This window comes from Microbulbifer regidiadema (SeqCode), assembly GCF_052467605.1.
Genome location: NZ_CP174316.1, coordinates 1913264 through 1927139, shown reverse-complemented (window position 1 = coordinate 1927139; position 13876 = coordinate 1913264). Strand labels below are relative to the sequence as shown.

Annotated in this window: 10 protein-coding genes; 9 read left to right on the top strand and 1 reads right to left on the bottom strand. The window is 51.8% G+C overall.

The window, feature by feature from the left end; all coding sequences use genetic code 11:
- Nucleotides 1–33 precede the first annotated feature (33 nt).
- From ACJJIF_RS09060 to ACJJIF_RS09045, 4 genes are all read left to right on the top strand, one after another.
- Nucleotides 34–1347, top strand: coding sequence for an efflux RND transporter periplasmic adaptor subunit (locus ACJJIF_RS09060; protein WP_444931895.1), 1314 nt, complete (start codon nucleotides 34–36; stop codon nucleotides 1345–1347).
- 12 nt (nucleotides 1348–1359) lie between these two features.
- Nucleotides 1360–4533, top strand: coding sequence for an efflux RND transporter permease subunit (locus tag ACJJIF_RS09055; RefSeq protein WP_444931894.1), 3174 nt, complete (start codon nucleotides 1360–1362; stop codon nucleotides 4531–4533).
- Between the two features lie 134 nt (nucleotides 4534–4667).
- Nucleotides 4668–5279 (top strand): CoA pyrophosphatase, encoded by a 612-nt coding sequence (locus tag ACJJIF_RS09050; RefSeq protein ID WP_444931893.1) that lies wholly within the window; start codon nucleotides 4668–4670, stop codon nucleotides 5277–5279.
- A 367-nt stretch (nucleotides 5280–5646) separates the two neighbouring features.
- Entirely contained in the window at nucleotides 5647–6000 is a 354-nt protein-coding gene (locus ACJJIF_RS09045; RefSeq protein ID WP_444931892.1) for a hypothetical protein, read from the top strand.
- A gap of 366 nt (nucleotides 6001–6366) precedes the next feature.
- Here ACJJIF_RS09045 and ACJJIF_RS09040 read toward each other — a convergent pair whose 3' ends face one another.
- Nucleotides 6367–7254, bottom strand: a complete 888-nt coding sequence (locus ACJJIF_RS09040) for a LysR family transcriptional regulator (RefSeq protein ID WP_444931891.1) — start codon at nucleotides 7252–7254, stop codon at nucleotides 6367–6369.
- Between the two features lie 111 nt (nucleotides 7255–7365).
- On the opposite strand from ACJJIF_RS09040, the gene ACJJIF_RS09035 reads away from it, so the two are divergent.
- The 5 genes from ACJJIF_RS09035 to ACJJIF_RS09015 all read left to right on the top strand — a co-directional run bounded on the left by ACJJIF_RS09035 (nucleotide 7366) and on the right by ACJJIF_RS09015 (nucleotide 13870).
- Nucleotides 7366–7743, top strand: a complete 378-nt coding sequence (locus tag ACJJIF_RS09035) for a Cif family virulence factor (RefSeq protein ID WP_444931890.1) — start codon at nucleotides 7366–7368, stop codon at nucleotides 7741–7743.
- 11 nt (nucleotides 7744–7754) lie between these two features.
- Entirely contained in the window at nucleotides 7755–8666 is a 912-nt protein-coding gene (locus ACJJIF_RS09030; RefSeq protein ID WP_444931889.1) for an alpha/beta hydrolase, read from the top strand.
- A 209-nt stretch (nucleotides 8667–8875) separates the two neighbouring features.
- On the top strand, nucleotides 8876–10693 hold the full coding sequence (locus tag ACJJIF_RS09025; RefSeq protein WP_444931888.1) for an ABCB family ABC transporter ATP-binding protein/permease: 1818 nt from the start codon (nucleotides 8876–8878) through the stop codon (nucleotides 10691–10693).
- 66 nt (nucleotides 10694–10759) lie between these two features.
- Nucleotides 10760–12481 carry a DUF8614 domain-containing protein gene (locus tag ACJJIF_RS09020; protein ID WP_444931887.1) on the top strand — a complete coding sequence of 574 codons (1722 nt, stop codon included), beginning with the start codon at nucleotides 10760–10762 and terminating at the stop codon, nucleotides 12479–12481.
- A 732-nt stretch (nucleotides 12482–13213) separates the two neighbouring features.
- Nucleotides 13214–13870, top strand: coding sequence for a glutathione S-transferase family protein (locus ACJJIF_RS09015; protein ID WP_444931886.1), 657 nt, complete (start codon nucleotides 13214–13216; stop codon nucleotides 13868–13870).
- Nucleotides 13871–13876 lie beyond the last annotated feature (6 nt).

Genomic DNA, 13876 nt, shown 5'->3' with positions numbered 1-13876 from the left:
TTCCCGACCGGTTGACGCCTATAGTTGTTAATGATGTTGAAGTACAAAGGCGGTGTCTACCCTGTGATGGCGCGTTTCTTACTGTTCGGGTTAGCGCTCTTCGCCCTCGGTGCCTGTGGTGGTAAAGGTAGTGAGCAAAAGGTGCGGCCTCCACCACCAGTAGAAGTACTGGTTGTCAGAGAGGAGCCGGTGATTCCCCGCTATGAATTTGTCGGTCGGGTTGAGGCTACCGATGAGTATCAAGTTCGCCCGCGAGTACAAGGGTATATCCAGAGCCGCAATTTTAAAGAGGGGGAAACTGTCCAGCAGGGGCAGTTACTGTTTGAGATTGATGCGCGCCCGTTTGCGGCGGAGCTGGCCAATCAACGCGCCACCCTGGAGCAATCCCAAGCCTCCCTGAGAGTGGCCGAGCGCAACTTTCACCGCGGCCGCCGCCTGGTGGAGACCGGGGCGATCAGCCAGGTACAGATGGATGAGCTGCAAGGGAAGTTCGAAGAAGCGGAATCCCAGGTAGATGCCAACCGCGCCAAAGTACAAAGCGCCGAGCTGGACCTTTCCTACACTAAAGTCTACGCGCCACTCAGCGGGCGGATTGGGCGCACCGACTTTACCGTGGGCTCTCTGGTGGGGCCAAATTCCGAGCCCCTGGCCACGATTGTAAAAATGGACCCCATCTATGTGTTGTTCGAGGTGCCAGAGGAACAGCTCTATGCGGTGCAAGTGGATTCCCTGCGGCGGCAGCGGGAGGGCTTGAGCCCAACACGCCTGGATGTGCGTATTGAACTGCCCGATGGCAATGACTATCCGTACCGGGGTGAGATCGTATTTATCGACAACCAGATCGACCCCAATACCGGGTCGGTTGCGGTGCGCACCCTGTTCCCCAACCCCGCTCAATTGTTAGTACAGGGGCAGTTTGCCCGGGTGTCGATCCGGGCCTACACCGGCAGTGATGCCCTGAGACCCCTGGTGCCCCAGTCGGCGGTTATGGAGGATATGCAGGGGCGTTACGTCTTTGTCCTGGGTAACAATTATATTGCTGAGAAGCGCTACCTGACGCTGGGGCAGAGGGAAGGGGAGCTGTGGGCTGTAGACCGAGGGCTCGCCGTCGGTGAGTCTGTAATCGTCAATGGATTGCAGAGAGTTGTGGCTGGAAAGCCGGTTACCCCGCAAAACACACCGAGAGACCCTTACAAGGTTGCTGCGCCACCGGCCCCGCCGGCCGAGCCCGAAGCTGCTCCCAGCGCAAAACCTGACTCTGCAAATATGCCCGGCGAGGGAGGCCTGCCGGCAGTCGATAAGGGGGTAAACCCGGCACCTGGGGAGAGCGACGATGACTACAAATAGCTGTCGCTACCCATGATCAGTGCCTTTTGCATTCGGCGGCCGCGCTTCGCCTTTGTTATTTCCATACTGATTACCCTCGCGGGCATACTCTCTCTGCCGCAATTACCGGTGGCGCAGTTCCCCGAAATCACTCCCGCGACCATCAATGTCACCGCCACCTATGCCGGTGCCAGCGCTGAGGTAGTGCGCGATAGTGTGGCGGTACCGATTGAGTCGCAAGTTAATGGTGTGGAGGGGATGGACTACATGTCCTCCACCAGTGGCAACGATGGTTCCTACAGTCTGACTGTGACGTTTAAGCCCGGCTACGACGACGATATTGCCCAGGTGAACGTGCAAAACCGGGTGGAGCAGGCCACGCCGCAATTACCTGAGGATGTTACCCGGGATGGTGTGGTGGTTTCCAAGCAGAGTACCACGCTGCTGTTGGTGGTGAATGTATTTTCCCCGGAAGAAAAGTTTGATGAATTATTTTTGGCAAATTACGCCGAAATTTATTTAAAGGATGAATTGGCGCGGGTAGCGGGGGTGAGCAATGTTGTTATTTTTGGCTCGCGCAATTACGCCATGCGCCTCTGGCTCGACCCCAATCGTATGGCCTCGCTGGATGTCACCGCCCAGGATGTGATTGCCGCTGTAGAGGCGCAGAATGTGCAGGTTGCCGCCGGCCAAATTGGGGCACCGCCGATCCGTAAAGATCAGCAGTTCCAATACAATATTCTGGTGCAGGGGCGCCTGGCCTCTCCCGGTGAGTTTGAGGATATCACCATCCGCGCCAAAGCCGATGGCGCCATGGTAAAAGTCAAGGATGTGGCGCGGGTGGAGTTGGGCAGTGAATCCTACTCTTCCTATGGGCAGTTGGATAATCAGGCTTCGGCAGTGATCGGGGTGTACCAGTTGCCAGAAGCCAATGCGATCGAGGTGGCCGAGGGGATTAAGGCCAAGGTTGCGGAGTTATCCCAGCGTTTTCCCGCAGGCTTAAACGCGGAAATTCTCTACGACACCACCCTATTTGTTGAATCCTCCATAAAAGAGGTGGTGGAAACCCTGATCGTAGCCCTGGTACTGGTGATTCTCGTGGTTTTCCTGTTTTTGCAGGATTGGCGTTCCACACTGGTACCGGCTATTGCGATTCCGGTATCCCTGATTGGCACCTTTGCCCTAATGCTGGCATTCGGAATGACGATCAATACGATTACGCTATTTGCCCTGATTCTGGCAATCGGCATAGTGGTGGACGATGCGATTATTGTGGTGGAAAACACTCAGCGCTTAATGGCGGAGGGTCTCTCGGCCAGAGAGGCGGCGCTGGAATCAATGCGTGAAGTCACCGGCCCGGTGATTGCCACCACTCTGGTGTTATTTGCCGTTTTTGTACCGGTGATGTTGATGCCGGGCATTACCGGAAAAATGTATCAGCAATTTGCGATCACCATTTCTATGGCGGTAGCTATTTCCTCCCTAAATGCACTCACCTTGAGTCCGGCCCTGTGCGCCAGCTTATTGAAACCCGGCAAAGATGGCGAGGTGGCGGGAATTAAGGAAAGCGGTATTTTTGCTTTCTTTAATAAGTCCCTACATATTGCCACGGGCTTTTACGTCGGGCTCGTCAGGGCTTGCATTAAAATACCAATTATCGGTGTTGCCTCAATTATTGTGATTTTATTGCTGTGTTTTTTACTCTTCAGCCGAATCCCCTCCGGTTTTATTCCCGATGAAGATCAGGGCACGTTTATGCTGCACGTGCAGCTGCCAGATGGTTCCTCCCTGGAGAGAACCGGTCCGGTCGTAAACCAGGTAACCGATATTCTGCGGGAGGAGCCGGGTATGGCCCACGTGGTAGGTGTGCCCGGTTACAACTTACTTACCAGCAGTGTCTCCTCCAATACGGCGATGATGTTTGCCGTGCTCAAACCCTGGGATGAGCGCACGAGTAAAGCAGATAGCCAGTTTGCCATTATGGAGCGGGTACAGAAAAAATTATTCGCGATTCCCAATGCACAGGTTATGCCGTTTGTGATTCCACCGCTTCCGGGGATCGGTACCGTCGGTGGTTTTGAATATGTACTTGAGGATTTACAGGGGCGCAGTACGGTTGAGTTGTCCCAGGTTTTATTTGACCTGTTGGGCAACGCCAACCAGCGCAGCGAAATCGCTCAGGCTTTTACCAGTTTTCAGGCGGCTACACCGCAGCTGGAATTAGAGGTGGATAAAGAGAAATCACATGTGTTGGGGGTGCCGCTTCCGGATGTCTATTTAACCCTGCAAACCTTTCTGGGTGGCTACTACATCAATGACTTTAATCTGTATGGAAAGGTATTTCGGGTTATCGCCCAGGCAGATGCACAGTTTCGCGACAACGAGGAAAACCTGTCGGGGTTTTACGTCCGCGCCAATAGTGGCGGCCTGGTACCGCTGACCGCTGTCTCAACCATTACCCCCGTGGTCGCCCCGCAAACCATAACCCGCTACAACCTGTATAACAGTGTGACGATTAATGGATCACCGGCACCGGGTTATTCCAGCGGCCAGGCGATGGACGCGATGGAGGACTTGGCGTCAGATCTGCCAGAGGGCTACGGGTATGAGTGGACTGGTATCAGTTTGCAGGAGGTGACGGCGGGTAATCTGGCCCCAATTCTGTTCTCTTTGGCCATTGTATTTGTCTACTTGTTTTTGGTGGCCCAGTATGAGAGCTGGACTATTCCCTTTGCGGTAATGCTGTGTGTTCCCATTGCGATTGGCGGTGCAATGTTTACGGTATTTATTGCCGGGTCCATCAATAACCTCTATACACAGATTGGTCTGGTACTGCTGATTGGTATGGCGGCAAAAAGTGCGATACTGATCGTAGAGTTTGCCTGTGTGGAGCGCGACAAGGGCAAATCGATAGCGGCTGCGGCCCTATCGGCGACCCGCCTGCGCTTCCGCGCGGTTCTGATGACGGCGATGTCGTTTATTTTGGGGGTAATACCGCTGCTGGTCGCCACTGGCGCCGGGGCGGTGAGTCGGGTCTCTCTCGGCCTGGTGGTCTTCGGTGGCATGTTGGCTGCGAGTATATTCGCCACTTTGCTGGTGCCGGTGTATTACGCTCTGGTGCAAACGGTACGGGAAAAGCTCAAAGGGGGCTATACCCCCAAAAATGAGCCGGGAGAGGCTGCGAAGGGTAGGGCTGAAGCCTCCTGACCCAGCTCGCAGATTGGATAGTAAGGTGGCAGAGCACAAATGGAGATTGTGGCATATCACTCAGTGTCAGCACTGAAAATCGGTATGATAAAAGTTAAGGGGTCCCCGCAGTGATCGGGGCAGGGCACGGATTTATGCTAGAAATTATTGAACACAAGATCATAGAACAAATAGAAGACTTGCAGGCGAGGGTGCCGGTTGGCCCCGATCTACAGGGGCATGCAGCGGTATTGATTGCCTTGACCGAGGAGCCCGACCCCCAGGTAATTCTCACCAAGCGCTCTGCTAATCTCTCCACGCACTCTGGCGAGGTCTCCCTCCCCGGAGGACGCTGGGATGCCACTGACCCCTCGCTTCAATACACCGCCCTGCGCGAAGCCGAAGAAGAGGTCAATCTGCCTATGGATGATGTGCGTATTCTCGGCCCCCTGTGGCCACGCACTACACGCTGGCAGGTACATGTTACTCCCTGGGTGGGAATAATCTCACCGGATATGCAGTTGTCCCCCAATCCCGGGGAACTGGATGCGGTATTTCGAGTCCCCCTGTCATTTTTTCTCGCGGACCCACGCATTCGCACTGATCGGATTATTATTGATAATCAGGCGATTTATCTACCGGCTTATCTGTATGAAAATTATGAAATTTGGGGCTTTACCGCAGGCGTCTTAACTGAATTCCTGGTGAGAATATTAGGTGCCTCTATTGGGCGTCGCGATGATGTGCCGCTGCGCGCATTAAATTAGTTTTAATTTATATAAGTTGAGTTTTATTTATTAAGTATTCCCTCCTTAATGTTTCTGTTTTGTCGGGGTTTGCAATTAACGCGTAGCCTCGTAGAGTGCTCCCCGTCTTTTAAACCTTTTTAATATTGAGGGTAAACTGCTCCAAAAGCCGGGATATCACCGGCTTTTCTGTGTTAATCGTTTGGGTTTTTTTAACGGGGGAATAGAATACTTCTCCGTGCCCGGTGGTCGCCAAAAGCTTTTGTTGTTTGGTGACTATTTCACGATTTTAAATGATGGCAGGATTTATTTGTGGGGTAAGTCCTGCTTATATAGAAAGGTTCTTATATTCTTAACCTCCCTATTGTATTCGTATTGGATTACTTAAATGAGAGCTCTATCTTTTTTCTGTGTGTTGTTGGGAATGGGATTAGTCCAGGCTTGTGCAGTGTCCACAGTACCGCCGAAGTATCAGGGTCAATGGGCGGTGACTCAGGAATCCTGTAACAACGCTGCGCCGGCAGCTTCTATGATTTTGGCGAGTGACCGAGTTCAATTTAAAGAGTCGTCAGGCCAGTTAATGGCCGCCAGCCAGAGTGATAACAATCTTCACCTGGTGTTCAATATGCAGGGTGAGGGAGAGGTCTGGAAGTCAGAGGAAGTTTACTCCCTGGCTTCTGGTGGAGATGTATTGGTACGCTATACCCAAGACTCCACCTTCCAGTATTTTCGCTGCAACTGATCGCCAGTGAATATTGCTATTTTTTCCACTAAAAATAGCTGAAAAAGACTGTAGTGTTTTCCACTTTGCAAGCGGGTAAACCGCTACCTAAAGTTTGGCAAGGTAGGGTGCATGTCGGGGCTGAAATCTGCGTTCAGCCCCTAAAAGCGACTGGCTCCTGCTGTATGGGTTATTTGGGCTCCCCAGTTAAAATTAATTTTGCCAAAGAGTGACTTCGGTACAGTTTTAGCCGCTCTCCATTAATGCACCTTTTCCCTATTCCTCTTCTTTGCGCGGAATCGCCCAGTATTATCATTTGATGCCATATCACCACTGGCATCAGCCTGGAATCAAGGCGCCTCTGCAAGATTTACAGAGGCTTATTGATTATTTTTGCGCGCTAAAAGCCTGTAACTGGGCCTTAATCGCCTTGATAAAGGTTTGCACCTTTGCCGGCGGCCTTTGGGAAAATAGATGCATATAGTGAATGGGGGCTGCGGCGATAGGGGTTATCGGACAAAGGGTGCCTTTGCCGACCATTTTCCGGGTAATGATATCCGGTAGCCGGGCAATGCCTATGCCGGCCTCAACCAACTGTACTATGTCGTGTAGGGAGTTACAGCGCACTTTGGGCGTAGCTCTTATTAAAACCTCGTTGCCTAACTCATATTTTAGCGGCGTACCCTGCCAGTCATTGGCAATATGTGGCCAGTTTTGCAGTTCGGAGAGGTCCGGGGGAATACCGCACTGTTTTTCAATCAGCTGTGGGCTTGCATAGAGGCTTTCCTCCAGCAATCCGAGCTTTGAGACTTTAGCCGATTGCAGCTCAAGGTTGCCCACGCGAATGGCCAGGTCTACCTGGGACTCAATCAGATCCATGGGGGAATCATTGGCCAATAGCCTGACTTTCAATTGTGGGTGCTGTTCGGCCAGTTTGATAATTGCTGGGACAATCAGCGGTTCACACAGTGCGTGGGGAGCCGTTACAGATAATGAGCCCGCCAATTTATCGCTGTTATGCCTGAGGCTTGCCAGTGCTGAGTTATAAATATCTTTAATTTCCCGGCAGTGGGCATAAAACTCCGCACCTGCCTCGGTGAGAGATAGGGAGCGGGTGCTGCGGTAAAGCAAGCGCGTGCCAATATCTGACTCCAATCGGGTAATGGTTTGACTGACTGCCGACTTGGTGCGCTCCAGGCGGTCTGCTGCCAGGGTGAAACTACGGGCCTCTACCACCGCTAGGAATACCTGCATATCTTCCAGGCTCGGTTTCATCGTTCAATTTTCCTAAACACTAATATTAACCAATGGGTATTTATCACAACCGGTGCCATGGTGCAATCTATGGGCATAAGGTCGTTACCTATAGCAGAAGAGGATTTTGAAGTGAGCGATATCTTGATTGAAAAAACAAAAGCTGCCAGTGAACAGTGGAAGTTTTACTTCAACAGTGGCAATGCCGCCGGGTGCGCATCCATGTATGAAGCGCAGGCCCAGATGACCGCTAAACCGTTTGGTGTATTTGAAGGTCGCGAGAGTATACAGACGTTCTGGCAAAATCTGATCGATCAAGGTTTCGCCGATGTGACCTATATTGGCGCAAAAATTGAGGTTGTGGATGAAATCTCCACCGTGCTGTCGAGCCAGTGGAAAATGAATCATGCACAAGGTGTGATCACCCGTGAGCTGTGGGTCCTACAGGAGGACGGTACTATGCTATTACGTGATGATCAATTCGAAGCAGTCAACCCGAACGACAAGTAAGGACACTAGCTGTGAACGAGTTTTGGTATAGCTTTAACCGCGAGAAAACTGACCAACAATATAACCCTACACTGTGGACGCGGCGCCTGCCGACGGATCTTTTGTTGCCGTCTCACGCTGAATTTACTGGGAGTCGCAGCGAGGCTTATCGCAAAGCGGTTAAGGCGGGCTTGCATACGGCCAGTTTTGGCGAGGGTGACTTATCCGGCTCGATGGATGTTTTCAGGCCGAATGACGTCTCGGAAAATGCCCCGATCGTAATATATATCCACGGGGGCTGGTGGCAGTGGTTTTCGAAAGAGCAGTTTTCTTTTCTGGCTGAACCTTTTAACAAAAAGGGTTTTGCGGTCTATATGCCGGGCTACCGTATGGCTCCAGACTGGGAAAACGACACCCCAATGGAGTCTATTGTCACACAGATGCAGTGGGCGGTGGCGAGTGTACTGAAAGAGGCTGAGGCAAAAGAGGCCCCGTCGGTATATCTGCTCGGACACTCGGCAGGCGGCCAGTTGGCTGCACTATTGCACCAGACTGACTGGAGTCAATTTGGCGTATCTGCATCGGCACAGAGCAAGTTGAAAGGGGTGTTTTCCCTCGCCGGGCTCTTTGATATTCGCCCACTGGTGAATAGTTTTGTCAATGATGCCATTAATATGTCGATGGAGTCCGCTGAAAAAGTCAGTCCCCAGCTATTGGAGTCTGGTGTTGATACAACGGCGTGTCCCCTCCATTTAATTGTGCCAGAATTTGATACTCCTGAATTCTTTCGGCAGACCAAAGAGTATCAAGAGAAAATGCTGAAAATGGATAAGCCCTGTCATTTCAGGCTGGCGAATAATCGGGATCACCTCGACCTGATAGAAAGGCTGGTAGATGACAGCGATGAAGTTTTGACTTATATGCTTGAGCATATGCAAGCCTAGCGGCGGCTTGTTATTTTTTATCCCGATAGGTCCACACTGACGCTTTTGTTGTTTGATGACTAAAACACTGGCATCGACAACAGGCTCAGTGTGATGACCTGCCCGCAGGGGTGATAGGGTGTTTTAGCATGGTGCTTAAGAGGCCGGCGTTTATATAACTTCTATTGGCGAATTATAATAAGCGTTTAGTTTCTCCGCCTGGATAGATTATGCCGAGACCCAAGTCCACGGTTGCACTGGATGAAGTGCACTGGGGTGCCCTGAAAACCCTTTTTCCCTACCTGTTAGAATTTCGCCGCGCGGTGGTTTTGGCGATTCTTTGTCTGATCGGCGCCAAGGTTGCCGGTGTTACCCTGCCATTTTTACTCAAACATATCGTCGATGATCTGGACAGCGCCGGGGGAATCGCTCAGGTGGTGGCAGTGCCTTTGGGACTGCTTTTGGCCTATGGGGCCGTCCGCTTTTCCAGCACCCTGTTTGGAGAGCTGCGCGATACCATTTTTGGCCGTGTGACCGAGCGAGCCCAGCGCAGGATCGGCCTGGAAGTGTTCCAGCATTTGCACAAGCTGGATTTGGACTTCCACCTGAATCGCCGTACCGGTGGTCTCTCCCGGGATATTGAGCGGGGCAACAGCGGTATTGGATTCCTGATGCGCTTTATGGTGTTCAATATCGTCCCCACCCTGGTGGAAATTGCCATGGTGGCGGGGCTGCTCTGGTGGAACTACAGCGGATTATTCGCGCTGCTCGTATTGCTTGCGGTTATTGTTTATATCGGCTTTTCTATCGTGGCCACGGAGTGGCGCACGCGCTTTGTCAGGGAGCTGAACGAGGCCGAATCCCAGGCCAGTAGTCGCTCTGTCGATAGCCTGCTCAACTATGAAACCGTCAAGTATTTTGCCAATGAGCGACACGAATCCAGTCACTATGACCGGGAGCTGGCCAGCTGGGAAACGGCGCGGCGCAAGAATAGATTGTCCCTATTTGGCCTCAATATCGGTCAGGCCCTGATTATTGCCAGCGCCATGTGTGCGGCAATGGTGCTCGCTGCCGTCGGTGTCAGCCAGGGAACTATGACCATCGGCGATTTTGTGCTGGTGAACGCCTTTATGATGCAGATCTTTATACCGCTGAATTTCCTCGGTTTTGTCTACCGGGAGATGAAAGGGGCCCTGGCAAATATCGAAAAAATGTTCTCGCTGCTGAAGATAAAGCCCGCCGTTGAAGACCTGCCCCAGGCTCCCTCTCTGGCGATGGCGGAAGGGCGCATTGAGTTTGACCGTGTCCAGTTTGGCTACAAGGGCAACCGGGAAATACTCAAAGGGATTAGCTTTGCTGTGGAACCGCGTCAAAAGATCGCAATTGTCGGTGCCAGCGGCGCGGGCAAGTCCACCCTGTTTAAGCTGCTGTTTCGTTTCTATGACGTTAATAGCGGCTCAATTTCTATTGATGGGCAGGATATTCGCAGCGTTTCCCAGGAGTCGTTGCGCAGAGCGGTTGGCGTAGTACCTCAGGATGCGGTGTTGTTTAACCAGTCGATCCGGGAAAATGTGCGCTATGGTCGCGTGGACGCCTCCGATGCAGAAGTGGATGAGGCGATTAGGCACGCCCAGTTGGCAAATTTTATCCAACAGCTGCCGGAGGGGGCCGATACCCTGGTGGGCGAGCGCGGGCTCAAATTGTCCGGCGGTGAAAAGCAGCGGGTAGCTATTGCGCGGGCCCTACTTAAAAAGCCTCCAATTATGATTTTTGATGAGGCCACCTCATCTCTGGACAGCCACTCGGAGCAGGGCATAGTGACCTCTCTACAGGAGATTGCACGGGAGCAGACCACACTGGTGATTGCACATCGCCTCTCCACGATTGTCGATGCGGACCGGATTCTAGTTCTGGACCAGGGGGAGGTTGTCGAGCAGGGTGCCCATAGTGAATTGATACGCGCTGGCGGACACTACGCAGCCCTGTGGCGTATACAACAACAGGAACGTGGAACTGAGGCGCAAACGGCAGAGCTACCCGCATCCTAACGGTTGATAAATCCCCGCAGCCAGACTAATGTGGCGCCGATACAAAAAATTGATAGGCAGAGCGATATGACCATTCCCTTTCAGGCTACCAAGATAGCGGCAGCAGTGTTGGCACTGGCCCTTGTTGGCGCTTGTTCCAAAAAAGAGCAGCAGAGCGATGAGGTTGCCAAGGCGGAGGCTGAGGCCCAGATTGTCGAATCCAAGACAGTACCTGTACCCGAAGGCCAAAAGGTAGAGGATGCGGATAAGCGTTTTGATATCTATGTACCGGTTGAACTCACCGCAGACCTGGGTGATCTGACCGAAAACCAGCGCAAAATGATCGGTTTGTTAATCGATGCCAGCCAGATTATGGACCGCCTCTTCTGGTTGCAGTCCTATGGTCCGGCAGAGGATTTACTGCCCGATATTGAAGATAACCGCGCGCGCAAGTTTGCCGAAATCAATTACGGCCCCTGGGATCGCCTGGACGATAATAAACCGTTTATTACCGGTTATAGCGACAAGCCCCTCGGCGCCAATTTCTACCCGGCAGATATGACTCGCGAAGAGTTTGAAAGCTGGGATCAAGCGGGCAAAGACGGCCTCTACTCCCTGGTGCGTCGCAATAGCGCCGGCAAATTGGAGCTGATCCCATACAGCCAAGCTTATAATACAGACCTCAATAAGGCCGCAAGCATTCTGCGCCAGGCCGCAGGCCTGGCTGAGAGCAAAGAATTTGCCCAGTACCTCACCATGCGTGCCGACGCCCTGCTCTCCGATAATTTCCGCCCCAGCGATATGGCCTGGATGGATATGAAGGAGAATGATATCGACGTGGTTATTGGTCCTATTGAAAATTACGAGGACCAACTGTTCGCCTACCGCACCGCTTACGAGTCCTATGTTCTATTGAAGGACAAGGAGTGGAGTAAAAAGCTGGCCAAGTTTGCCGCCCTGTTGCCCGAGCTGCAAAAGGGCTTGCCGGTTGAAGAGAAATACAAGTCTGAAGAGCCCGGTACCGATTCAGACCTGAACGCCTACGATGTGCTCTTCTATGCGGGCCACAGCAATGCGGGCTCCAAGACCATTGCGATTAACCTCCCCAATGATGAGGAGGTACAGCTGGCCAAGGGCACCCGTCGCCTTCAGCTTAAAAATGCCATGCAGGCCAAGTTTGACAAGATCCTGGTGCCGATCAGCGATGTATTGATCGCTGAAGATCAGCGCAAGAACATCACTTTCCCGGCGTTCTTTGCCAATACCATGTTCCACGAAGTGGCCCATGGCCTGGGTATTAAAAAGACGCTAGAGGGGGGAAACAACGTGCGTCAGGCCCTGAAGGAAACCTCTTCTGCACTGGAAGAGGGCAAGGCCGATATCCTCGGTTTGTACATGGTTACCCGCCTGCATGAAAAAGGCGAGCTGGAAGAAGGCCAGCTGATGGATAACTACGTGACCTTCCTGGCCGGTATTTTCCGCAGTGTGCGCTTTGGTGCCGCCAGCGCCCACGGTAAAGCCAATATGATGCGCTTTAACTACTTCAAGGAGCAGGGCGCATTCACTCGCGATACCAAGACCGGTCAATACAGCGTTGACTTTGATAAGATGCAGCAGGCGATGACCAACCTGTCCCGTCTGATTATTACCATCCAAGGGGATGGCGATTACAACAAGGCCAAGTCCCTGCTGGAAACTAAAGGCGTTATTGGCCCTGAATTACAGGCTGACCTGGATCGTTTGGCTGAGGCCAGCATCCCGGTTGATGTTACCTTTATTCAGGGTAAAGAAGTGTTGGGTATAAAGTAATTCTCTAGCGCTTTAATTAGTAAAAAACCCGGCCATGGCCGGGTTTTTTTATGTCGGGTTTATAATTAGTTTTGCTGTGTTAGTCACTGTTGTTACGGATTCTTTTCCAGCTAATCCCTTCGCATTAATAATGCGAGCCCCTCTGGGTATTTTTTCTTATTGCGGAATAGCTAATCCTGTCCAAGCTAGAGGGAGAATAAATGCCCCGCACCTCGGTTAAGCGAGCTTGCTTTAAAGTGAATAGGGTGCTGTTATTATTCTGAAAAATTTAAATGGCAATATTGTTAGCTGAAATGCCTCTTTGGGTGGTGCTCCTTATAATTTGAACGATACACTCGATACCGATTGTAGTGGTACGAATATTGGGTTTCTAACGGCTTTGTCAGTGGGGGCTGCCTGTTTGCAATAGCTGCCAGTCTCTCTAGGCTGGTTGATTAATATTTTTGCAGTGATTTTGGTTCCGCTATTTTGATCCGGTTAATTTTTACTAAATAGTTGGCGCTTGCTGTTTTGAACTGCTTGATTTGTAGGGTCGATCAGCAACAATTTAAAAAGCAGGCTGCATATCGTTTAATTATGAAGAGTCTGTTTCAGGGGATGTGAAGTTGATCAAAAATAATCACTGACTTTCCGGTTGGTCCTTTAATGTGGTTTGCGATGTTGTTATAACGTAATGATTTCGGCGCGCTTGAAATAGCTTGTCAATAAAATTTCAATAACAATGGATTGACTATGTCTCGTGTTTTGCACTCGGGTACTAAAAACGCTTCCACCTGGGCCTTTAGAGCCTGGTTGGCCCTGCGTGAGCAGGAAATTGAGTTTGATGAAGTGGTTGTGGATATTCGCCAGCCACAGCGGGTGCAGAACTTACAGCGTATTGGTGAATTATCCCCCGCGAGAACTGTGCCTATTTTACAAGACGGGGATACCATTATCTTTGACTCCCTGGCGATTATGGAGTACGCCAATGATATTGGCTCCGCTGAACTTTTACCCAGAGAACCGTTGTTGCGGGCCAGATCCAGAGCCCTGCTCAGTTGGCAGCACTCGGGTTTGTCGGGGTTGTGCCCGCGCCTGTCTTTTGAGAGTGCGTTTTACCCGGATAAGCGCTCAATGACTCCAGAAGAGGAGATGGACGCGGAGCGCCTGTTTGCCGCCTGGGAGGGAGAGCTTGAGCAAAATGGTGGCCCCTACCTGATGGGGGACCTCTCCCTGGCGGATTTGGCTTTTGTACCAACGGTGATCAGAATCTATTCCCACAGCCCCCATTTGCAGCCCTGGCCACAGACCCGACAATGGATAGAGAGACTGTTGGCGCGCGCGAGTATCAAAGAGTGGATGTTGGAGGCCTCCCGCTTACCCCCGGTACTATTGCCCGATTATCACTAGAGTGCA